The organism is Microbacterium sulfonylureivorans (assembly GCF_003999995.1).
Classification (GTDB): domain Bacteria; phylum Actinomycetota; class Actinomycetes; order Actinomycetales; family Microbacteriaceae; genus Microbacterium; species Microbacterium sulfonylureivorans.
Genome location: NZ_RJAD01000002.1, coordinates 748,213 through 769,636 on the forward strand (window position 1 = coordinate 748,213; position 21,424 = coordinate 769,636).

Annotated in this window: 18 protein-coding genes; 5 read left to right on the top strand and 13 right to left on the bottom strand. The window is 69.9% G+C overall.

Annotation, left to right across the window (positions count from 1 at the left end; translation table 11 throughout):
• Positions 1–15 precede the first annotated feature (15 nt).
• From EER34_RS13125 to EER34_RS13145, 5 genes are all read right to left on the bottom strand, one after another.
• Positions 16–1,803: a peptidoglycan D,D-transpeptidase FtsI family protein gene (locus EER34_RS13125; RefSeq protein WP_127475469.1), complete on the bottom strand. Its 1,788-nt coding sequence runs from the start codon at positions 1,801–1,803 to the stop codon at positions 16–18.
• A gap of 4 nt (positions 1,804–1,807) precedes the next feature.
• Complete coding sequence (gene ftsL / locus EER34_RS13130) at positions 1,808–2,413, bottom strand: cell division protein FtsL (RefSeq protein WP_127475471.1); 606 nt, start codon at positions 2,411–2,413, stop codon at positions 1,808–1,810.
• On the bottom strand, positions 2,410–3,363 hold the full coding sequence (rsmH, locus tag EER34_RS13135) for a 16S rRNA (cytosine(1402)-N(4))-methyltransferase RsmH (protein WP_205791626.1): 954 nt from the start codon (positions 3,361–3,363) through the stop codon (positions 2,410–2,412). Before rsmH ends, ftsL begins: the two co-directional genes overlap by 4 nt.
• Positions 3,364–3,468: 105 nt before the next feature.
• A complete protein-coding gene (gene mraZ / locus EER34_RS13140; protein WP_127475475.1) occupies positions 3,469–3,900 on the bottom strand; it encodes a division/cell wall cluster transcriptional repressor MraZ in 432 nt (143 codons plus the stop codon).
• Between the two features lie 197 nt (positions 3,901–4,097).
• On the bottom strand, positions 4,098–4,463 hold the full coding sequence (locus tag EER34_RS13145; protein ID WP_127475476.1) for a DUF3040 domain-containing protein: 366 nt from the start codon (positions 4,461–4,463) through the stop codon (positions 4,098–4,100).
• A gap of 64 nt (positions 4,464–4,527) precedes the next feature.
• On the opposite strand from EER34_RS13145, the gene EER34_RS13150 reads away from it, so the two are divergent.
• Positions 4,528–5,622, top strand: a complete 1,095-nt coding sequence (locus EER34_RS13150; protein WP_127475478.1) for a polyprenyl synthetase family protein — start codon at positions 4,528–4,530, stop codon at positions 5,620–5,622.
• A gap of 13 nt (positions 5,623–5,635) precedes the next feature.
• Here EER34_RS13150 and EER34_RS13155 read toward each other — a convergent pair whose 3' ends face one another.
• Positions 5,636–5,986 (bottom strand): Rv2175c family DNA-binding protein, encoded by a 351-nt coding sequence (locus tag EER34_RS13155; protein WP_240642323.1) that lies wholly within the window; start codon positions 5,984–5,986, stop codon positions 5,636–5,638.
• Between the two features lie 153 nt (positions 5,987–6,139).
• On the opposite strand from EER34_RS13155, the gene EER34_RS13160 reads away from it, so the two are divergent.
• Both EER34_RS13160 and pknB read left to right on the top strand, forming a co-directional pair.
• The gene (locus EER34_RS13160) at positions 6,140–7,336 is read left to right on the top strand and encodes a muramidase family protein (RefSeq protein ID WP_240642325.1); all 1,197 of its coding nucleotides are present in this window, start codon (positions 6,140–6,142) and stop codon (positions 7,334–7,336) included.
• Positions 7,337–7,405: 69 nt separating this feature from the next.
• On the top strand, positions 7,406–9,346 hold the full coding sequence (gene pknB, locus EER34_RS13165; RefSeq protein ID WP_127475479.1) for a Stk1 family PASTA domain-containing Ser/Thr kinase: 1,941 nt from the start codon (positions 7,406–7,408) through the stop codon (positions 9,344–9,346).
• Between the two features lie 69 nt (positions 9,347–9,415).
• Here the strand turns inward: pknB and EER34_RS13170 are convergent, their stop codons facing one another.
• From EER34_RS13170 to EER34_RS13180, 3 genes are read right to left on the bottom strand one after another with little or no spacing between them, the layout of a single operon-like run.
• The gene (locus EER34_RS13170; RefSeq protein WP_127475481.1) at positions 9,416–10,753 is read right to left on the bottom strand and encodes a class II 3-deoxy-7-phosphoheptulonate synthase; all 1,338 of its coding nucleotides are present in this window, start codon (positions 10,751–10,753) and stop codon (positions 9,416–9,418) included.
• Between the two features lie 51 nt (positions 10,754–10,804).
• Positions 10,805–11,491, bottom strand: a complete 687-nt coding sequence (locus EER34_RS13175; RefSeq protein ID WP_127475483.1) for a lysophospholipid acyltransferase family protein — start codon at positions 11,489–11,491, stop codon at positions 10,805–10,807.
• A 5-nt stretch (positions 11,492–11,496) separates the two neighbouring features.
• Positions 11,497–12,432: an ROK family glucokinase gene (locus EER34_RS13180; protein ID WP_127475484.1), complete on the bottom strand. Its 936-nt coding sequence runs from the start codon at positions 12,430–12,432 to the stop codon at positions 11,497–11,499.
• A gap of 150 nt (positions 12,433–12,582) precedes the next feature.
• Between EER34_RS13180 and EER34_RS13185 the strand changes: the two genes are divergently transcribed.
• Positions 12,583–14,409, top strand: a complete 1,827-nt coding sequence (locus EER34_RS13185; protein ID WP_127475486.1) for an AMP-dependent synthetase/ligase — start codon at positions 12,583–12,585, stop codon at positions 14,407–14,409.
• A 69-nt stretch (positions 14,410–14,478) separates the two neighbouring features.
• Here EER34_RS13185 and def read toward each other — a convergent pair whose 3' ends face one another.
• The 3 genes from def to EER34_RS13200 all read right to left on the bottom strand — a co-directional run bounded on the left by def (position 14,479) and on the right by EER34_RS13200 (position 19,997).
• Entirely contained in the window at positions 14,479–14,970 is a 492-nt protein-coding gene (gene def / locus EER34_RS13190) for a peptide deformylase (RefSeq protein ID WP_127475488.1), read from the bottom strand.
• 7 nt (positions 14,971–14,977) lie between these two features.
• Positions 14,978–16,408: a MinD/ParA family ATP-binding protein gene (locus EER34_RS13195; RefSeq protein ID WP_127475684.1), complete on the bottom strand. Its 1,431-nt coding sequence runs from the start codon at positions 16,406–16,408 to the stop codon at positions 14,978–14,980.
• 181 nt (positions 16,409–16,589) lie between these two features.
• Positions 16,590–19,997 carry a pyruvate carboxylase gene (locus tag EER34_RS13200; RefSeq protein ID WP_127475490.1) on the bottom strand — a complete coding sequence of 1,136 codons (3,408 nt, stop codon included), beginning with the start codon at positions 19,995–19,997 and terminating at the stop codon, positions 16,590–16,592.
• Positions 19,998–20,070: 73 nt separating this feature from the next.
• On the opposite strand from EER34_RS13200, the gene EER34_RS13205 reads away from it, so the two are divergent.
• On the top strand, positions 20,071–20,880 hold the full coding sequence (locus EER34_RS13205; RefSeq protein ID WP_056119365.1) for a ParA family protein: 810 nt from the start codon (positions 20,071–20,073) through the stop codon (positions 20,878–20,880).
• Between the two features lie 6 nt (positions 20,881–20,886).
• On the opposite strand, the gene EER34_RS13210 is transcribed toward EER34_RS13205, so the two are convergent.
• Positions 20,887–21,378: an Lrp/AsnC family transcriptional regulator gene (locus EER34_RS13210; RefSeq protein WP_127475491.1), complete on the bottom strand. Its 492-nt coding sequence runs from the start codon at positions 21,376–21,378 to the stop codon at positions 20,887–20,889.
• Positions 21,379–21,424: the final 46 nt, after the last annotated feature.

Below are 21,424 nucleotides of genomic sequence, written 5' to 3' on the forward strand. Positions count from 1 at the left end.
GCCGGATCGGAAGCGTCACCCGAACTTGGGCAACAGCTTCGGCGCCGTCGTCGAGGGCATGACGCGGTATGTCTTGAGAACCTGGGTCATGGCCTTCTGGAACGCGGTCGCGTTGGCCGCAGACGATGTTACCTTTTTGGGCTCGTCGAGCGTGACGACGACGACGTACTCGGGGTCGTCGGCGGGCGCGAACCCGACCATCGTCGTGTAGTACACGCCCGCCTTGTATCCGCCGTTGACGAGGTCCGCCTTCTCGCCGGTTCCCGTCTTGCCGGCGATGCGGTAGCCCGGGATCTCCACCGCCTTCGCGTACGGCGCCTGGAGGAAGACGTTCTCCAGCATCGCCCGCACCTGAGTCGACGTGGACTCGCTGATGACGCGAGTCGGCTCCGGGAGATCGGGCTCGACGACGGTGCCGTCGGCCTCGGTGCACGATTCGATCAGCGACAGCGGCATCCGCACGCCGCCGTTGGCGATCGCGGCGTACGCGCCGGCGAGTTCGGGCATGGTGGTGGTCAGACCCTGTCCGAACGAGGTGTTGTAGGTCGTCTGCGCGCCCCACTCGTCGACGGGATGGATCTCGCCCTTCTCCTCGCCGGGGAAGCCGACCGCGGATCCTGCTCCGATGCCGAACCGCTGGAAGTAGTCGAAGCGAGTCGCCGCGGGGACCTTCTCGCTGAACTTGGAGATGCCCGCGTTCGACGAGTCGATCAGCACGCCGGCGAGCGTGTACGTGTACGCGGGATGCTGGAACGCGTCGCGCACCCGCGCCCCGCCGGGGAAGTTCTCGAGACCCGACGCGACCACGGTGGACCCGGGCGTCTGTCCCCCGGCGTCGATCACGGTCGCGGCCGTCAGCGCCTTGAACGTCGAGCCGGGCTCGAACGTGCCCTCGAAGATCTTGCTGCCGCGGACGTCGTCGCCCTGGCCGCCCGGATCGTTGGGGTCGACCGTGGGGTACTCCGCCGCCGCGCGGATCTTGCCCGTCGCGGTCTCCACGACGAGGACGGCGCCGCGCTCCGCGCGCATGGTGGCGACCTGCTCGCCGATGAGCTGCTGCAGGTACCACTGCAGGTCGCGGTTGATCGTGAGCTCGAGCGTGCCGCCGTCGACGGCGGGCTGCTGGATCTCGGTGCCCGGGATCACGACCCCGTCCTTGCCCTTCTGGTAGGCGAGCTTGCCGTCCGTTGCCGTGAGGCAGTCGTCGTACGACTTCTCGAGCCCCTCGAGAGCGTCGCCGTCGGTGCCGACGAAGCCGACGAGGTTGCCCGCGACGGCGCCGTCGGGGTAGGAGCGGGACGGATGCTGCAGGCACGCGATGTACGGCACGCCGAGGTCCGCGAGGTCGCGATACTGCTGTGTGCTGACACGATTCTTCAGCTCGGCGAAGCGAGAATTCGGGTCTTCGGCAAGGGCGGCGGCCACGATCGCCAGCACGTCGTCGGGCGTCTGCCCGGTGATCGCGGCCACCTCGGCCGACACGTCGATCCAGGGATCGGCCTTCGACTTCCCCAGCTCGATCTCCTCGTCGATCTGCGAGATCAGGAGCGGATCGAGCTGGCAGTCGTACTGCAGGATGCTGCCGGCCAGCGTCTGTCCGGTCTCGTCGACGATCGGCCCCCGGGTGCCGTGGAGCGTCTGCGACCCGCGGAGCGCGATCTCGAGGGAGTCCGAGACGTGCTCGTCGGCGTTCACCACCTGGATGTCGACCAGGCGGACGATGAATCCGGCGAGCACCGCCAGGACCACCGCGAGTGCGACGACGGTCCGACGGCGCGGACTTCGGGTGCTGCGTGTCGTCATGGGTTCAGTGTGTGCTCGGCGTGGGCAGTCCGTCGGTGAGCGGAGGCGGAGTGTTGGCGACTCCGCCGTTCTCGGCATCCGTGTCCGTGACGGGCGCCTCGACCGACTTGCCGTCGATCGTGGCATCCGGCGCCGTGACCAGCGGGGTGTCGGCGATCAGGGCATTGGGCACCGCGCCGCGGCCGATGGCGTCGACCGACGAGGATCCGTACGAGACCTCGCCGGCGCCGAGGAGAGCGCCGTCGCTGAGGCGCAGATAGCTCGGCGACTCGTCGATGACCATCCCCAGCGCGGCCGCGTTGGCTGCGAGGTACTGCGGCGAGCTGAGTCCTGCGACGTCGTCGTAGAGGATCTGCTTCTGATACGTCAGATCGCGCTGCTGCTGAGCGAGCGCCGACAGCTCGTACGAGCTCTGCGTCGTCATGATCGACAGCGCCATCTGCGCGCCGGCGATGAGGAACGCCCCGAGCACGGCGACGACGCCGTACATGAGCTTGGGCCGACGGCGGCGGACCGGTGCCTCGACGGCCCGGAGCCGGCGGACCGGTGCGTCCCGGCGATCGGGAGCGACCGAGGGGGCGGTGCGCAGTGCGCTCGATGCGGTGCTCATGCGTCGGCCCTCAGTCGCTCCGCGGCGCGCAGGCGCACCGGTGTGGCTCGCGGGTTGACGGCGCGCTCCTCGTCGGAGGCCAGCTCGGCGCCCTTGACGAGGAGCTTGAACCGAGGCGCGTGCTCGGGGAGCTCGACGGGAAGCCCGGCCGGCGCGGTGGAGGCCGAGGCATCCGCGAGCGCGCGCTTGACGAGGCGATCCTCGAGCGACTGGTACGCGAGCACGACGATGCGCCCGCCGACCGGGAGGACTCCGAGTGCGGCCGGGATCGCCCGCTCGAGCACCGACAGCTCGCGGTTCACCTCGATGCGCAGTGCCTGGAACACCCTCTTCGCGGGATGGCCCGTGCGCTGCGCCGCATACGGCGTCGCCGCGACGAGGATCTCGACGAGTCGGCCGGACCGCTCGATCGGCGCCTCGACGCGCGCCGCGATGATGGCCCGGGCGTACCGACCGGCGAGCTTCTCCTCGCCGTATCGCTCGAAGATCCTGCGCAGGTCGCCCTCGCCGTACGTCGCGACGATGTCGGCCGCGGTCGTTCCGGCGGACTGATCCATCCGCATGTCGAGCGGGGCGTCCTTGGAGTACGCGAACCCGCGTTCGGCCTCGTCGAGCTGCAGGGAGGACACGCCGAGGTCGAACAGGATGCCGTCGGCCGCCGCATACCCGGCCGACGCGACCGCCTCGGCGATGCCGTCGTAGACCGTGTGCACGAGTGTCACCCGATCGCCGAATCGCGCCAGGCGCTCGCCCGCGATGCGCAGCGCGTCGGTGTCGCGGTCGAGACCGACCAGGCGGATGCCCGGGAAACGCTCGAGGAAGGCCTCGGAGTGGCCGCCCATGCCGAGTGTCGCGTCGACGAAGACGGCGCCGTCGCGCTGCAGGGCCGGTCCGAGCAGCTCGGCACAGCGGTCGAGGAGGACGGGAGTGTGGATGTCGCGCAGATTCATCGTCGTCTCGGACTCCGCTCCCTCGGCCCTGATCCCCATCCGCTCCGACCTGGCACCGGGGAAGTGGTGTCAGGGCACGAGCAGCTGGGAGTCGGGGCCGAGGGCTCAGAACAGGCCCGGAATCACCTCCTGCTCCAGCTCGGCGTAGTTCTCTTCGTTCGCCTCGGCGTAGGTGTTCCACGCGTCGGCGTTCCAGATCTCGGCGTGGGCGCCCACGCCGGTGACGACGAGGTCGCGCTCCAGGCCTGCGTAGGCGCGCAGCGGAGGGGGGATCGTGATGCGGTTCTGACTGTCGGGCTTCTCGGCGCTCGCGCCGGAGAGGAACATGCGCAGGAAGTCACGGGCCTGCTTGTTGGCCAGCGGCGCCTCGCGGATGCGCTCGTGCACCCGCTCGAACTCCTGCGCGCTGAAGACGTAGAGGCAGCGGTCCTGACCACGTGTCACGACGACGCCCCCGCCCAGATCATCTCGGAACTTGGCCGGGAGGATGACGCGGCCCTTGTCGTCGAGCTTCGGAGTGTGCGTGCCCAACAGCATCGGTACACCACACCCCCTTCATCCGGCCCCCCGGGATGTACGCCACTTTACTCCACTTCCCTCCACTTTGTCACTCATTCATGGCGCGCCGGCTCCCCCGCGCCCCATTCGGGCCGAGGGAGGGCCGAATCCGGGCAAAGAAAAAGCACCGACCCGGAGGTCGGTGCTTGTCTTCCGGCGTCAGCGGATGGAGCGGATCAGCGCTCCCCCTGCCTCTTGTCCCAGCGGTTGTTCATGCGGTCCATGAACGAGGACCCCTGCCGGGCGGCCGCGGGCTTCTCAGGTTCGACCCGGACGTGACCGGAGCCGCGCGTGGGGGTCGCCGCGAGCAGAACACCCACGAGCATGACGACGAAGCCGATCACACCCACGAAGATGAGCTGCTGCGAGACGCCGACGATCAGACCGCCGAGCCCGAGCAGCACCAGGACCGTGCCGTACACGATGTTGCGGTAGCTGAGGCTGCGCCCATCCCGGGGCGCGCTGACGACGTCAGCGTCGTTGCGCATCAGATGGCGTTCCATCTCGTCGAGCAGACGCTGCTCCTGTTCGGAGAGTGGCATGCATCCCCCTCTTTAGCTCGCTTGGGACGATTCTACGCGTGCCGTAGATCACTAGGCTAGGCCCGTGTCAGCCTCTCCAGACCCGGTCGAAGCCATTTCCCAGCGTCTGGACATGTTCCTCGCGGCCCAGCGAGCCCACGCCGCCGCTCTCGGGGCCGAGGCCGCGCTGTTCGTGGAGGCGGGAGCGGCGGCCTGCACGGGCGGCAAGCGGCTCCGCGGCCGCTTCTGCGTCGCGGGGTGGAGGGCAGTGGAGGAGGCATCCCGCCCCGCCCCGGCGCTGCCCGCGGACGTGGTCACCGCCGCCGCATCGCTCGAGGTCTTCCACGCGGGCGCGCTCGTCCACGACGACGTCATCGACAACTCCGACACCCGGCGCGGACGCCCCGCGGCTCACCGAGCGCTCGAGGCTGCGCACCGCGATGCGCGGTGGGTAGGAGACGCGGCTTCCTTCGGCCGATCTGCCGCCGTGCTGCTCGGCGACCTCTTGGTCGCGTGGAGCGACGACCTCTTCGAGGAGGGCCTCGCCGTCGCCCAGCCGGTGCCGGCCTCCGCGGCGCGCGGCGAGTACGCCACGATGCGCCGCGAGGTGACCATCGGACAGTTCCTCGACATCGCGGAGGAGTCCGCCTTCCTCACCGAACCCGACGAGCGGCACGCCGAGCGCGCACTGCGCGTCGCATCGCTCAAGTCCGCCCGGTACAGCATCCAGCAGCCGCTCGCGATCGGCGCCGCACTGGCGGGAGCGGACGCCGAGCAGACCGCGGCGCTCGCGGCGTTCGGGCATCCGCTCGGCATGGCCTTCCAGCTGCGCGACGACGTGCTCGGGGTGTTCGGAGACGAGCGCGAGACGGGCAAGCCGTCAGGCGACGACCTCCGCGAGGGCAAGCGCACGGTGCTGATCGCGTTCGCACGCGAGGGGCTCGCCCCCTCCGCACGTCGGATCGCCGACGAGCTCATCGGCGATCCGACGCTCGACGAGGGTCAGATCGCTTCGCTGCAGCGGACGATCGTGGACTCGGGGGCGCTCGATCGCGTCGAGACGCTGATCTCCGAGTACGCCCGCGAAGCCGAGCGCTCGCTCTCCGGAGCCAGGCTCGGCAACGCCGCCGTCGGCGAGCTGCGCGATCTCGCGCGCGCCGCCACGGTTCGGGTGACCTGAGGCCGAGTCGGCCTCAGGCGAGCGTCTGCGCGACCCGCCGGACCTCTGCCTTGCGACCGGCGCGCAGCGCTTCGATGGGCGGGACGCCGATCGAGTCCTCCGAGGTGAGGAGCCAGTCGATCACCTCGTCGTCGGAGAAGCCCGCGTCGTGGAGGACGATCGCAGTGCCGCGAAGGGACGCGATGGGATGCCCGTCGAGGATGAACACCGCGGGGACCTTGAGCGCGCCGTCCCGTCGAGTGCCCACGAGGGCGGACTCGTCGAGGAAGCGCCGGACGCGTCCGAGCGGTTCGCCGAGCACCTCCACGAGTTCGGGCAGGGTGAGCCATTCGGTCTCGATGCGAGGGGCGTCGTCAGCGGTCACCCAGCAACTATCGCACTCTCCCGCGGCCCTGCGCACGCCGTGGTGGAGGACTCGTCCGCCACATCCGTCACAGAGGCCTCTCCTCTCTCACCCGTTGACACCTGTTGACATACGTGACACCGTTTCTCGGAGTCGATAGAGGGGGGAAATCTCTTGCGACCTGACATCCGCACCCATCGTGCCCGCGGACCGCGGCTGATCGCAGCGGGGGTGCCCGCCGTCTTCGGCTCCATCGCCCTCGTTCTGACGGCTGCACCCGCCCATGCCCAGGACCGCGTCGACGAAGAGCGGATGCCGCGGCTCCACCCCGTACACGCGTCCGCGAAGGCCGTGGCCAAGGCGACCACGGTCGTCGGCACCGCCGCCGCTCTGAGAGCCCCTGCCGCCGCGCGACCTGCGACGTACACGGTCCAGCGCGGCGACACCGTCAGCGCGATCGCGTCCCGATTCGGGTTGCGCACAGTGGACGTCCTCACTCTGAACGGCCTCTCGTGGAAGTCGGTGATCTACCCGGGACAAGTGCTGCGCCTCTCGGGTGCCGCGGCCACGGCGCCGGCCGCGCCCGCCGCGCCGACGACATCCGCGTCGTACACGATCCAGCGCGGCGACACCGTCACCGCGATCGCCAAGCGCCACGGCGTCTCGACCACGACCCTGCTCTCGGCCAACGGCCTGGGGTGGTCGTCGATCATCTATCCCGGGCAGAAGCTGACCATTCCCCTGAAAGCGGTACCGGCATCCGCTCCCTCCGCACCGGCGACCCCCGCTCCGGCGCCGGCGCCGGGCGGAGCGTACGTGGTGAAGGCGGGCGACACGGTCACCGCGATCGCCCAGCGTCACGGCGTCACGGTCAAGGCCGTGCTGTCCGCCAACCGGCTCGGGCTGTCGTCGATCATCTACCCCGGCCAGAAGCTCACGATCCCCGCGAAGGCGTCGGCGACCGGCCTGAACGCGCCGCAGACCGAGAACGCCAGGCTGATCATCCAGATCGGGCGCGAGCTCGGCGTGCCCGATCGCGGGATCGCGATCGCCCTGGGCACCTCCATGCAGGAGTCCTGGCTGCGCAACCTCGATTGGGGCGACCGAGACTCGCTGGGACTCTTCCAGCAGCGGCCCAGCACCGGCTGGGGCACCGCGGAGCAGGTGCGCGACCGCGTGCGGGCGATCAAGGCCTTCTACGGCGGACCGTCGGACCCGAACGGATCCCGCACGCGCGGGCTGCTCGACATCCCCGGCTGGCAGAAGATGACGTTCGCGCAGGCCGCGCAGGCGGTCCAGATCTCGGCGTATCCCGATCGTTACGCACAGTGGGAGAAGCCTGCCCACGCCTGGCTCGCCGCGCTCGGCTGAGCCAGAACGCCGGGCTTCGAGGGTGAGCCGCTCCGCGGGCTCGCAGGTACGCGTCCGTAGACTTTCCCCGTGAGCACGAGTCAGCAGACGGACCCGCTGATCGGCCGTCTGGTCGACGGCCGCTACCGTGTGCGTGCTCGCATCGCGCGGGGCGGCATGGCGACGGTCTACGTCGCCACCGACCTCCGGCTCGAGCGTCGTGTCGCACTGAAGGTGATGCACGGGCATCTGAGCGACGACACCGTCTTCCAGAGCCGTTTCATCCAGGAGGCTCGCGCAGCCGCTCGGCTGGCCGATCCGCACGTCGTGAACGTGTTCGACCAGGGCCAGGACGGCGACATGGCGTACCTGGTGATGGAGTATCTGCCGGGGATCACCCTGCGCGAGCTGCTGCGCGAGCAGCGACGCCTCACCGTCCCGCAGGCCGTGTCGATCCTCGACGCGATCCTGTCCGGCCTCGCCGCCGCGCACCGCGCCGGCATCGTCCACCGCGACGTCAAACCCGAGAACGTGCTGCTCGCCGAAGACGGCCGCATCAAGATCGGCGACTTCGGACTGGCGCGGGCGACCACCGCGAACACCGCCACCGGGGCACAGCTGCTCGGCACGATCGCCTACCTCGCCCCGGAGCTGGTCACGCGGGGCACAGCCGATGCGCGCAGCGACATCTATGCACTCGGCATCATGCTCTACGAGATGCTCACGGGAGAGCAGCCGTACAAGGGCGAGCAGCCCATGCAGATCGCATTCCAGCACGCGACGGACTCCGTGCCCCGTCCGAGCGTCAAGAACCCGGGGGTCCCCGAGCCCCTCGACGAGCTCGTCCTGTGGGCGACGGAGAAGAGCCCCGACGACCGCCCGTCGGATGCGCGCGAGATGCTCGATCGGCTGCGCGAGATCGAGCACGAGCTCGGCATCACCCCCAGCGTCACCCGCGCGGCTCCGCTCGGCGTGCTCCGCGAAGAGGGGCTGCCCTCGGGCGACCTCACGGCCGTCCTTCCGACGACCGCGACCGGACCGACGACACCCGTCGAAGAGGTCGACAACGCCACGCAGCTGCGCCGTGCGATGAAGCGACGAAGCGCGAAGGGCGGCTGGCTCGTCGCCGTCGTCATCCTGCTCGCGGCCCTCGCGGCGGGGCTCGGCTGGTGGTTCGGCTCCGGACCGGGCTCGATGGTCGCGGTCGCCGAGGTGTCGGGCATGTCGTTCGCGCAGGCGCAGGAGCGCCTCGCCGAAGACGGCCTCGTCGCCGTCGAGCGGGGCGAGAACAGTCTGGACATCGAGGCCGGACTCGCTATCGGCACCGATCCGCCGTCGGGCACGAGGCTCGACAAGGACTCCGAGGTCGCCGTGCTGATCTCGCTCGGCCCTGCCGAGGTGCAGATCGAATCCCTCCTGGGCACGCCCAAGGGCGACGCCACGGCGATCCTCGACTCCCACCGCATCGCGGTCGACGGCGAGTCCGGGTACTACACCGACTCTCCGGTCGACGCCGTCGTCGTCGCGGTGATCCACCCGCGCGCCGACGGTGAGGACATCACCTGCACCGAGGGGTGCACCGCGCACGAGGGCGACACCGCAAGCCTCGGGGTCTCGCTCGGCAAGCTTCCGTCCGTGAGCGGCCAGAGCGTCGACGCTGCCCGGGCCACGCTCACCGACGCCCAGCTGGCCGTGAACGAAGACGTCGTCGAGCAGGCGAGCGACGACGTCGCCGCCGGACAGGTCATCGGCACATCCGAGCGCGAAGGCGGCGGATGGTGGCGGCCGGGCGACAAGATCTCGCTCATCGTCTCGACCGGTCCCCCGCTGTTCGCCGTCCCTCCGGTTGCCGGCAAGACGCGCGACGACGCGATCGCAACGCTCGAAGGGGCCGGTTTCCAGGTCGACTACTCCGCGCTGTGGGCGCCGTTCCCCAACGACATCACCGAGGTGACGGGATCGGATCCGGCCGAAGGCAGCATGCTCGTCAAGGGCACGCGCGTGTACATCGAGATCACCGTCAGCGGCTGAGCGGGCTCCGACGCCGGTTGACCGGGCATGCACGACGGATGCCTCGGCCGAGGCATCCGTCACCGCGCATCAGCGCTTCTCGAGCTCCTCGGCCACGAGGAACGCCAGCTCGAGGCTCTGCATGTGGTTCAGGCGCGGGTCGCACAGCGACTCGTAGCGGGTCGCGAGTGCGGCTTCGTCGATCTCCTCGGAGCCGCCGAGGCACTCGGTGACGTCGTCTCCGGTGAGCTCGATATGGATGCCGCCAGGGAACGTGCCGGCTGCCCGATGCGCCTCGAAGAACCCGCGGACCTCGTCGACGACGTCGTCGAACCGGCGCGTCTTGTAACCCGTCGGCGTCGTCATGCCGTTGCCGTGCATCGGGTCGGTGACCCAGAGCGGGGTCGCACCCGAGTCCCGCACGGCTTCGAGCAGCGGCGGCAGCGCATCGCGGATCCTGCCGGCGCCCATGCGCGTGATGAAGGTGAGTCGGCCGGGCACGCGATCGGGATCGAGCTTGTCGATCAGCTCGAGCGCAGTGTCGGGAGAGGTCGAAGGCCCGAGCTTGACCCCGATGGGGTTGCGGATCTTCGAGAAGTAGTCGACGTGAGCACCGTCGAGGTCGCGCGTGCGCTCGCCGATCCACAGGAAGTGCGCCGACGTGTTGTACGGCAGGCTGGTCCGCGAGTCGATGCGGGTCATCGGGCGCTCGTAGTCCATGAGCAGTCCCTCGTGGCCGGTGTAGAACTCGACGCGCTTGAGCTCGTCGAAGTCGGCGCCCGCCGCCTCCATGAACTTGATCGCGCGATCGATCTCGGTCGCGAGCCGCTCGTACTTCTGGTTGGCGGGGTTCTGCGCGAAGCCCTTGTTCCACGAGTGCACCTCGCGCAGATCGGCGAAGCCGCCCTGCGTGAACGCGCGGACGAGGTTGATGGTCGACGCGGCCGTGTGGTAGCCCTTCAGCAGCCGCTGCGGGTCGGCCTGGCGCGAACCCTCGGTGAAGTCGTAGCCGTTGACGATGTCGCCGCGGTACGCGGGCAGTGTCACGTCGCCGCGGGTCTCGCTGTCGCTCGAGCGGGGCTTGGCGAACTGTCCCGCCATGCGACCCATCTTCACGATCGGCATCGAGGCGCCGTACGTGAGCACGACGGCCATCTGCAGCACCGTCTTGATCCGGTTGCGGATCTGCTCGGCGGTCGCACCTGCGAAGGTCTCGGCGCAGTCGCCGCCCTGGAGCAGGAACGCGCGCCCGGAGGCGGCGTTGCCGAGCTTCTCGCGGAGGTTGTCGACCTCGCCGGCGAAGACGAGCGGCGGCAGCGTGGCGATCTCTGCGGACACGGCGGCGACGGCGTCGGGGTCGGGCCACACGGGCTGCTGCTTGATGGGCAGATTCCGCCAGTGGTCGAGGCTGTCGAGCTGCTGAAGCATCCCTCGAGTCTAGCCGTGGGCGACGTGCACCCGGACGCTCATGACGACTCGTCAGGCCTTCGTCTTCAGCCGGTCCTTCACCGTCGAGGCGTACACGTCCTCGTACTCCTGCTCGCCGAGACGCTGCAGCGCCACCATGATCTCGTCGGTGATCGAGCGGAGGATGTAGCGGTCGCCCTCCATGCCCGCGAAGCGCGAGAAGTCGAGCGGCTCTCCGATGACCACGCCGACCCGGACGACGTTCGGCAGCCGCTGACCGATCGGCATCATCGTGTCGGTGTCGACCATCACGACCGGGACGACGGGGACATGGGCTTCGAGAGCCATACGAGCGATGCCGGTGCGGCCGCGGTAGAGCTTGCCGTCGGGACTGCGCGTGCCCTCGGGGTAGATGCCGAGCAGCTCCCCGCCGCCCAGCACCTGGAGGCCGGTGTTGAGGGAGGCCTCCGACGCCTTGCCGCCGGAGCGGTCGATCGGCAGCTGGCCGGTGCCCTTGAAGAACATGCGGGTCGCCCAGCCTCTGAGGCCCTTGCCCGTGAAGTAGTCGCTCTTGGCGAGGAAGGCCACGCGCCGGTCGATCATGAGAGGGAGGATCACCGAGTCCACGAACGAGAGGTGGTTGCTCGCGAGGATGGCTCCGCCCTCGACGGGGATGTTGCGCCGGCCGACGATCCAGGGGCGGAAGATCGCCTTGACGATCGGCCCGACCACCACGTACTTCATCAGCCAGTAGAACATCGGAGCTAGTCCTCCCCGACGGCGAGATCGGCTGCGCCGATCAGTCCCGCGTCGTTGCCGAGCTGCGCGATGGCGAATGCGGCGATCGGCCGGTCGCCGTAGCCGGGCAGCGAGGTCTCATACGCGATCCGCACGGGCGCGAGCAGGTCTTCGCCGAGTTGGGCCACGCCGCCGCCGATGACGAAGAGCTCGGGGTCGAGCACCGCCTGGAAGCCGCCGCAGGCCTCGCCGAGTGCGGTGGCGACCCGGCGCAGGGCCTCGGTCGCGCCGGCGTCGCCCGCCAGCACGAGGCGCGAGATTGCGGGGCCGCTGATCGAGCCCTTCTCAGCCCGGAGCTCGGCGAGTGCGGCGCCGATCCCGCCGCCGTCGGCGATGGCGTTGGCCTCCCGCTGCAGCGCACGGCCGGACGCGTACTGCTCGAGGCATCCGTTCTGGCCGCAGCCGCACGGAAGGCCTTCGCGAGTGAAGCGGATGTGACCGAGCTCGGCGGCGATGCCGTGACCGCCGCGGAAGAGAGCGCCGTCGAGCACGACCGCTCCCCCGACGCCGGTGCCCATCGTGAGCATGACCATGTTGTCGACGTCGCGACCGGCGCCGAAGCGGAACTCGGCCCATCCGGCGGCGTTGGCGTCGTTCTCGATCGTCACGGGCACGTCGATGCGTCCCTCGAGCGTCGCCTTGAGCGGCTCGTTGCGCCACGCGATGTTCGGGGCGTGGATCACGGTCGCGCGGTCGCGGTCGATGAATCCCGCCGCGGCGACGCCGACGGCCGCGATGTCGTGACCGGCGCCGAAGTGGCGCGCCATGTCGACGACGGCATCTGCCAGGGCCCGGGTGTCGACCGGGGTGTCCACGCGGAGCTTCTCGACGATCCGGCCGTCCTGGTCGACGACGCCTCCCGCGATCTTCGTCCCGCCGATGTCGATACCGACCTTGAGCACCGCACTCCCTCTCCGGCCGACGCGGGCGCGACGGCGCCTTGAAGTCTATCGGCGCGGCGGAGTCCACACCCCTGATGGCCGCTCGGCCACGGCGGATTAGACTCGTGTGAGATCCACCCGAGATTCTTGTCCGGTACCGAAGGAGCTGCCGTGGTCCAATTCGAAGTCCCCGCGATCGTCCCCGCCGACCCGCAGGCGAACATCACCGACCTCCTGGTCGAGCGCGTCAAGGCGACCCCGCAGCTCGCGCTGTTCGCCGTGCCCGACGGCGACGGCTGGCGCGACATCACCGCCGCCGAGTTCCACAAGCAGGTCATCGCGCTGGCGAAGGGCTTCGTCGCCGCGGGCATCGAGCCCGGCGACAAGGTCGGTTTCATCGCCCGCACCACCTACGACTGGACGCTTGTCGACTTCGCGCTCTTCTTCGCCGGAGCCGTCATGGTCCCGGTGTACGAGACGAGCTCGCCGTCGCAGGTCGGCTGGATCCTGGCCGACTCGGGCGCCATCGCGTGCATCATGGAGTCCGCCGACCACTCGGCGCGCCTCGACGAGGTGCGCGCCGACCTCCCGCTCATCCGCTCCACGTGGGAGATGGCGCGCGGCGACCTCGACAAGCTGGTGGCCGGCGGCACCGCCGTCACCGACGAGGAGATCGAGCGCCGCCGCAACATCGCCAACGGCGCCGACATCGCGACCCTGATCTACACGTCGGGGTCGACCGGCCGCCCGAAGGGCTGCGTGCTCACGCACAGCAACTTCGTCGAGCTGACCCGCAACTCGGCCAAGGCCCTGGCCGAAGTCGTCGCCAAGCCCGGCGCCTCGACGCTGCTCTTCATCACGACGGCCCACATCTTCGCGCGCTTCATCTCGGTGCTGAACATCCACGCCGGCGTGAAGACCGGGCACCAGCCCGACACCAAGCAGCTGCTGCCCGCGCTCGGCTCGTTCAAGCCGACGTACCTCCTCGCCGTCCCGCGCGTCTTCGAGAAGGTCTACAACTCGGCCGAGCAGAAGGCCGAAGCAGGGGGCAAGGGCAAGATCTTCCGCGCGGCGGCCCACACCGCCGTCGAGCACTCGACGCTCCTGCAGGACGGCAAGAAGGTGCCGTTCTTCACGAAGATCAAGTTCAGGCTCTTCGACCGCCTGGTGTACAGCAAGCTCCGCACGGCCATGGGCGGAAACGTCGTGTACGCCGTCTCGGGCTCGGCACCGCTCGGCCCCCGTCTCGGCCACTTCTTCCACAGCCTCGGCGTGACGATCCTCGAGGGCTACGGTCTCACCGAGACGACGGCTCCCGCGACGGTCAACCTCGCGACGAAGTCGAAGATCGGCACGGTCGGACCGGTTCTTCCCGGCGTCGGCGTCCGCCTCGGCGAAGACGGCGAGATCCAGGTCCGCGGCATCAACGTGTTCAAGGAGTACTGGCGCAACCCCGAGGCCACCGCGGCGACGTTCGACGGCGACTGGTTCAAGACCGGCGACATCGGCACGTTCGACGAGGAGGGATTCCTCAAGATCACCGGTCGCAAGAAGGAGATCATCGTCACGGCCGGCGGCAAGAACGTCGCTCCGGCCGTGCTCGAAGACCCGATCCGCGCCAACCCGATCGTCGGTCAGGTCGTCGTCGTCGGCGACCAGAAGCCGTTCATCTCGGCCCTGATCACCCTCGACCCCGAGATGCTCCCGACCTGGCTCGCCAACAACGACCTCGCCGGCGACATGTCGCTCACCGACGCCGCGAAGAACCCCGCGGTGCGGGCCGAGGTGCAGCGCGCGATCGACCACGCGAACAAGTCCGTCTCGCGTGCCGAGTCGATCCGCAAGTTCACGATCCTCGACACGGAGTGGACCGAGGCCAGCGGCCACCTCACGCCCAAGATGAGCATCAAGCGCAACATCATCATGGACGACTTCGCCGCCGAGATCGCCGAGCTCTACAGCGTCCCGGTGAACACGACGAACGTCTCGCTCACCTGATACGACGAGCGGATGCCGAAGCCCCGGGCCCTTTCGAGGGTCCGGGGCTTCGTCGTGCTGCGTCCGCGGTCAGAACCAGTCGGACTCGCGGATCTCGCGCATGGCGACACGGCGCTCCTCGGGCGTGAGCCGCTGGAGGTAGAGCATGCCGTCGAGGTGGTCGGTCTCGTGCTGGAGGGCCTGCGCCAGCAGCCCTTCCCCCTCGAGCACGACCTCGTTGCCGTCGAGGTCGATGCCCACGACCTTCGCCCACGGATGCCGGACGGCGTCGTGCCAGAGCCCGGGGACCGACAGGCACCCCTCGCCGATGGCCTCGGGCTCGCCCGACACCTCCACGAGGACGGGGTTGAGAACGTATCCGATGTCGCCGTCGATGTTGTAGCTGAAGGCGCGGAGTCCGACGCCGATCTGCGGCGCGGCGACGCCCGCGCGCCCCGGCAGCTCCACGGTGTCGAGCAGGTCGCGGACGAGAGCGCGCACACCGTCGTCGATCTCGTCGATCGGCGCGCTGACGGACTTCAGGACGGGGTCGCCGAACACCCGGATGGGACGAACTGCCATCGGTGGCCTAGGCGGCGGAGGCGAGCGAGCGCAGGCCCTCGACGACCGTGGCCGCGAGGTCGCGCGCGGCGAGGCGCGTGGCGGGCTGCAGGTCGCGGAAGACGATCGCGCTCCCGGCGGCGATGTGCGGGTCGTACGGCATGCGGACGACGGCGCGGACGCGCGTGCGGAAATGCGACTCGAGCTCTTCGAGCTGCACCAGCGGGTTGCCGGGGCGCGAGTTGTTGAGCACGACGACCGAGTTGCGCACCTTGTCGGCGTGCCCGTTGGTCTCGAGCCACGTGAGCGTCTCGGACGCGAGGCGGGCCTCGTCGACGCTCAGGCCGGCGACGATCACGATCTGATCGGCGAGCTCGAGCGTGGCCCCCATGACGGAGTGGACGATGCCGGTGCCGGTGTCGGTGAGGACGATCGAGTAGTAGTGCGCCGCGAGGGAGGCGACGTCGCGATAGTCGACGTCGCTGAACGCCTCGGAGACGCGTGGGTCGGAGTCCGATGCGACCACGTCGAGTCGGGTCTCGTCGCGGGCGACGATGGTGGACAGGTCGTTGAAGCCGACGACGTCGCCGCGGATGCGGACCAGGTCGCGCACCGTCTTCCCGCTCGTGCGGGCGATCCGCTCGGCGAGCGTGCCGCGGTCGGGGTTGGCGTCGACGGCGATGACGCGGTCGTCCCGCGCGTCGGCCAGTGCCATGCCGAGCAGGGTCGTGACGGTGGTCTTGCCCACGCCGCCCTTGCGCGAGAGAACCGGGACGAACCGTGCGACTCCGTTCAGCGGCGCGGCGATGCGGCGATCGAGGTCTTTGCGGGCACGGGCGCGCTTGCCGTCGCCGAGGTTGATCCGACGTCCTGAGATCGAGTACACGAGGTGCTGCCAGTAGCCCTCGGGCTCGGAGCGGATCACCTGGTGAGGGTCGAGCAGCCGATCGGCGGTGAGGAGGTCCGCGGTCTCGCGGTCGGCCTCGAACTCGCCGAGGCGCTTGGAGGTCAGGTTGACGTCGGCGAGCGGGTACGCGCGCTCGACGGCCTGCGGACGCGGAGCCGCCTCGGGCTGCGCGGCCGAGCGCGGCGCGGCGGCCGCGACTGCGGGGGCACCGGCGACGACGTCGTCGAACGCCGCATCGACGGTGGCGGCCGCGCGTTCCGTCGCTGCGGACGAGGGCTCCTCCGCCGCTGCCGAAGGCACGCGGGTCGCGCTCCTGTCGTCGAGCACCTCGTCGGCGTCGGCGATGTCTTCGAGGGGCTCCCAGTCCTCGACGCCGTCCTCGACGGTCCAGTCCTCGGCGTCGGCCACGGTCTCGACGATCTCGGCCTCGGCGGTCTCGGCGGGGATCTCCACGACGAACGGCGGGTCGGCGGCGGGGATCTCCACGACGAAGGGAACCTCGTCGCCGATCACGTCGTCGTCGACGAGGTCGTCGTCGGACTCGGACGGCATCTCGACGCTGACCTGGGCGGTCGAGCCGGGCAGGATGCCGAAGCCCGTGGTCTCGATGCTGCCCGTGTCGGACAGCACGCCGTTCTCGGATTCGTCGGGCGTGTGGTCGGGGCGATCAGGCGTCACTGCGGCGTTCTCCAACACAGAGAGGGGGAAATTCGGGAGGGTTCCACCCTCCAGGTTACTGGGCGGGACGGATGACGACCAAAAGGTCTCCTGCGTCGACCTGCTGGGTCTCCCCGATGGCGAGTCGTTCGACGACCCCGTCGACGGGTGCGGTGATGGCCGCCTCCATCTTCATCGCCTCGATCGAGGCGACGGGCTGACCGGCCGCGACGGTGTCTCCCACGCTGGTCTTCAGTGTCACGACGCCCGAGAACGGCGCGGCGATCTGACCGGGCCGCGTCGTGTCGGCGCGCTCGGCCTGCCGCGACTCGACCTCGATGCCGCGATCGCGCACGAACACGGGCCGCAGCTGGCCGTTGAGGGTGGTCATGACGGTGCGGATGCCCTTGTCGTCCGCCTCGCCGATGGCCTCGAGCCCGACGAACAGCTGCACGCCGCGCTCGATCTCGACCACGTGCTCCGTGCCGGGCGTGAGGCCGTACAGGTAGTCGGCGGTGTCGAGCACGCTCAGGTCGCCGAACACGTCGCGCACCTGCTGGAACGCCCGCGTCGGCGCCGGGAAGAGGAGCTTGTTCAGCATCTCGCGGCGGGCCGTGGCATCCGCCGCCAAGGCTGCCGTCTCCGCGTCGGTGAGCGGCGTGACCTCGATGCTGACGGTGCGCCCCTGCAGCACCTTGGTGCGGAACGGCTCCGGCCAGCCGCCCGGCAGGTCGCCGAGCTCGCCCGCCATGAAGCCGATCACCGAGTCGGGGATGTCGTAGTTCTGCGGGTTCTCGGCGAAGTCGTCGGGGTCCGCCTTGACGGCGGCGAGGTGCAGCGCGAGATCGCCCACGACCTTCGACGACGGTGTGACCTTCGGGACCCGTCCGAGGATGCGATTCGCCGCGGCGTACATGTCCTCGATGAGCTCGAAGTCCTCGGAGAGCCCGAGCGCTATGGCCTGCTGGCGCAGGTTCGACAGCTGGCCGCCCGGGATCTCGTGGTGGTAGACCCGCCCGGTGGGGCCGGGAAGACCCGACTCGAACGGGGCGTACAGGTGGCGCACGGCCTCCCAGTACGGCTCGAGATCGCTGACCGCGTCGAGGTCGATGCCGGTGTCGCGCTCGGTGTGCGAGAGCGCCGCGACCAGGGCCGACAGCGACGGCTGACTTGTGGTGCCCGACATGGGCGCGGCGGCCGCATCGACGGCATCCGCTCCGGCCGCACTCGCGGCGAGGAGCGTCGCGAGCTGGCCGCCGGCGGTGTCGTGCGTGTGCACGTGGACGGGCAGGTCGAAGTTCGCGCGCAGCGCCTCGACGAGCCGGGATGCCGCGGCCGGCCGCAGCAGGCCCGCCATGTCCTTGATCGCCAGGACGTGAGCCCCCGCCCCCACGATCTGCTCCGCGAGGCGCAGGTAGTAATCGAGCGTGTAGAGATCCTCCGCCGGATTCAGCAGGTCACCCGTGTAGCAGACGGCGACCTCCGCCACTGCGGTGCCCGTGGCCAGGACGGAGTCGATCGCCGGACGCATCTGCGACACGTCGTTGAGCGCGTCGAAGATCCGGAAGATGTCGATGCCGGAGGCCGCGGCCTCACGCACGAACGCGTCGGTGACCTCGGTCGGGTACGGCGTGTAGCCCACCGTGTTGCGACCGCGAAGGAGCATCTGGATCGCGACGTTCGGCAGCGCAGTGCGGAGGCTGTCGAGGCGCTCCCACGGGTCTTCGCCGAGGAAGCGGAGTGCGACGTCGTATGTCGCCCCGCCCCACGCCTCGACGGACAGCAGCTGCGGCGTCAGACGTGCCACGTACGGTGCGACGGTCACGAGATCCTTCGTACGCACGCGGGTCGCCAGCAGCGACTGGTGGGCGTCGCGGAACGTCGTCTCGGTGACCGCGAGGGCGCTCTGCTCGCGCAGCGACTTCGCGAAGCCCGCCGGTCCGAGCTCGAGCAGGCGCTGGCGCGATCCGGCCGCGGGCTCGACGGTCAGGTCGAGCTTCGGCAGCTTCAGGCGCGGGTCGATCGAGAGCGGGTTCTCCCCGTTGGGCTTGTTGACCGTGGTGTCGGTCAGCCAGTTGAGGATCTTGGTTCCGCGGTCCTTGGACTCGCGGCCCTTCAGCAGTCCGGGGCGCTCGTCGATGAACGACGTGCTGACGTCTCCGGCGACGAACGACGGGTCGTCGAGGACGGCCTGCAGGAACGGGATGTTCGTGGACACGCCGCGGATGCGGAACTCCGCCAGCGCTCGGCGTGCGCGCACCACGGCGGCGCCGAAGTCGCGGCCACGGCAGGTGAGCTTCGCCAGCATCGAGTCGAAGTGCGGGCTGACCTGCGACCCTGCCGCGGTGGTGCCGCCGTCGAGACGGATGCCGGCGCCGCCCGGCGAGCGGTAGGTCGTGATCTTCCCGGTGTCGGGTCGGAACCCCTGGGTGGGGTCCTCGGTCGTGATGCGACACTGCAGGGCCGCACCCCGCAGGTGGATCCGGTCCTGAGTGAGGCCGAGATCGGCGAGCGTCTGGCCCGCTGCGATCCGCATCTGCGACTGGACGAGGTCGACGTCGGTGACCTCCTCGGTCACCGTGTGCTCGACCTGGATGCGGGGGTTCATCTCGATGAAGACGACCTCGCCGGTGCGGGGGCCCGCCGTCTCGAGGAGGAACTCCACCGTCCCGGCGTTCTGGTAATCGATCGACTTGGCGAAGGCGACGGCGTAGGCGTGGAGCGCATCGCGGACCTCGGGATCGAGGTTCGGCGCGGGGGCGATCTCGATCACCTTCTGATGGCGCCGCTGCACCGAGCAGTCGCGCTCGAAGAGGTGGACGGTCTCCCCCGCCTGGTCGGCGAGGATCTGCACCTCGACGTGGCGCGGACGCTGGACGGCCTGCTCCAGGAACACGCGCGAGTCGCCGAAGGCGCTCCCGGCCTCGCGCATGGCCTCGGCGAGCGACGGCGCCAGCTCGGCGGGCGTCTCGACCCGCCGCATCCCACGACCGCCGCCACCGGCGACCGCCTTCACGAAGATCGGGAATCCGATGGCGTCGGCCTGCGAGATGAGCGCGTCGACGTCGTCGGATGCCTCGGTCGACCGCAGCACCGGCACGCCCGCGGCGATCGCGTGGTGCTTCGCGGTGACCTTGTTGCCGGCCATCTCGAGCACACGGGAGGGGGGCCCGATGAACGCGATGCCGTGCGCGGCCGCCTGCTCGGCGAGCTCGGGGTTCTCCGACAGGAACCCGTATCCGGGGTAGATCGCGTCCGCGCCGGCCTCCTTGGCCACGCGGATGATCTCCGCCACATCGAGGTACGCGCGGACCGGGTGGCCCTTCTCGCCGATGATGTACGCCTCGTCGGCCTTCAGCCGGTGCAGCGAGTTGCGGTCTTCGTACGGGTAGACGGCGACGGTGCGGGCGCCGAGCTCGTAAGCGGCGCGGAACGCTCGGATGGCGATTTCGCCACGATTCGCGACGAGGATCTTGCGGAACATTCGACCTCCGAAGGCGGCGGTGCGGGCGGGCCTGAGTGTGCTCACAGCCTAGGGGACGGTAACGTGGTGCCTTGTGCACGTCCTATCCGTCAGCTCGCTCAAGGGTGGCGTCGGCAAGACGACCGTGACTCTCGGACTCGCGTCGGCGGCCTTCGCCCGCGGTGTCCGCACGCTCGTCGTCGACCTCGACCCGCAGTCCGACGTCTCGACGGGCATGGACATCCAGGTCGCAGGTCGCCTGAATGTCGCCGATGTCCTCGCGAACCCGAAGGAGAAGACGGTCCGTCAGGCCATCACCTCCAGCGGCTGGGCGAAGGTGCACCCCGGCACCATAGACGTGATGATCGGCAGCCCGTCCGCGATCAACTTCGACGGTCCGCACCCGTCCGTGCGCGACGTCTGGAAGCTCGAGGAGGCCCTCGCCACGATCGAGGCGGACTACGACCTCGTCCTGATCGACTGCGCACCCTCGCTCAACGCGCTCACGCGCACCGCGTGGGCGGCGAGCGACCGCGTCATCGTGATCACCGAGCCCGGCCTGTTCTCGGTCGCCGCCGCCGACCGCGCTCTGCGAGCGATCGAGGAGATCCGCCGCGGCCTGTCGCCGCGCCTGCAGCCGCTCGGCATCGTCGTGAACCGCGTGCGCCCGCAGTCGATCGAGCACCAGTTCCGCATCAAGGAGCTGCGCGACATGTTCGGCCCCCTGGTGCTCTCGCCCCAGCTGCCGGAGCGCACGTCGCTGCAGCAGGCTCAAGGCGCCGCGAAGCCGCTGCACATCTGGCCCGGCGACTCCGCGCAGGAGCTCGCGGCCGACTTCGACTCGCTGCTCGACCGTGTCATGCGCACCGGACGCATCCCGGTGCCGGGCGAGGCGCGCGCCTAGCCAGGGCTAGAGCGGGCCGAGGACGCCCGCACCCTCGCGCACCTCGAACACGAGCTGCGTCTCGGTCTTCGTGACGGCCGGGTGGCTCGTGATGTGCTCGAGGATGACGTCGCGCAGCCGCTCCGGACTCGCGACCGCCACGTGCAGGTGGAAGTCGTTGTCGCCGGCGACGTGCACCACCGACAGCGCGCCCGGGATCTCGACGAGCCGGTCGAACAGCTCGTCGATGTGCACGCGGCTGTGACTGGACAGATGCACCCGCACCACCGCCTGGATGGGACGGCCGATCGCGGCGAGGTCGAGCCGTGCGTTGATGCTGGAGATCACCCCCGTCTCACGCAGCGCGCGCACCCGGTACGCGCACGTCGACTCTGCGACGCCGACCCGCGCGGCGAGGGCCGCGTTGGTCATGCGCCCGTCCTCGACGAGCGCCGCGAGGATGGCGCGATCGACGGTGTCGAGCGAGGCTGCTTGCAGATTCTTCGACGATAATGACATCGGATGCCTCCATCTTGCGGATTCCGCAGATCATACCGACAGAGTG

Bases quoted from the DNA above. Each gene is read 5' to 3' on its own strand.
- EER34_RS13125 (WP_127475469.1), bottom strand. From the start codon at position 1,803: ATGACGACACGCAGCACCCGAAGTCCGCGCCGTCGGACCGTCGTCGCA.
- ftsL (WP_127475471.1), bottom strand. From the start codon at position 2,413: ATGAGCACCGCATCGAGCGCACTGCGCACCGCCCCCTCGGTCGCTCCC.
- rsmH (WP_205791626.1), bottom strand. From the start codon at position 3,363: ATGAATCTGCGCGACATCCACACTCCCGTCCTCCTCGACCGCTGTGCC.
- mraZ (WP_127475475.1), bottom strand. From the start codon at position 3,900: ATGCTGTTGGGCACGCACACTCCGAAGCTCGACGACAAGGGCCGCGTC.
- EER34_RS13145 (WP_127475476.1), bottom strand. From the start codon at position 4,463: ATGCCACTCTCCGAACAGGAGCAGCGTCTGCTCGACGAGATGGAACGC.
- EER34_RS13170 (WP_127475481.1), bottom strand. From the start codon at position 10,753: ATGCTTCAGCAGCTCGACAGCCTCGACCACTGGCGGAATCTGCCCATC.
- EER34_RS13175 (WP_127475483.1), bottom strand. From the start codon at position 11,491: ATGTTCTACTGGCTGATGAAGTACGTGGTGGTCGGGCCGATCGTCAAG.
- def (WP_127475488.1), bottom strand. From the start codon at position 14,970: ATGGCAGTTCGTCCCATCCGGGTGTTCGGCGACCCCGTCCTGAAGTCC.
- EER34_RS13195 (WP_127475684.1), bottom strand. From the start codon at position 16,408: ATGCCGTCCGAGTCCGACGACGACCTCGTCGACGACGACGTGATCGGC.
- EER34_RS13200 (WP_127475490.1), bottom strand. From the start codon at position 19,997: ATGTTCCGCAAGATCCTCGTCGCGAATCGTGGCGAAATCGCCATCCGA.
- EER34_RS13210 (WP_127475491.1), bottom strand. From the start codon at position 21,378: ATGTCATTATCGTCGAAGAATCTGCAAGCAGCCTCGCTCGACACCGTC.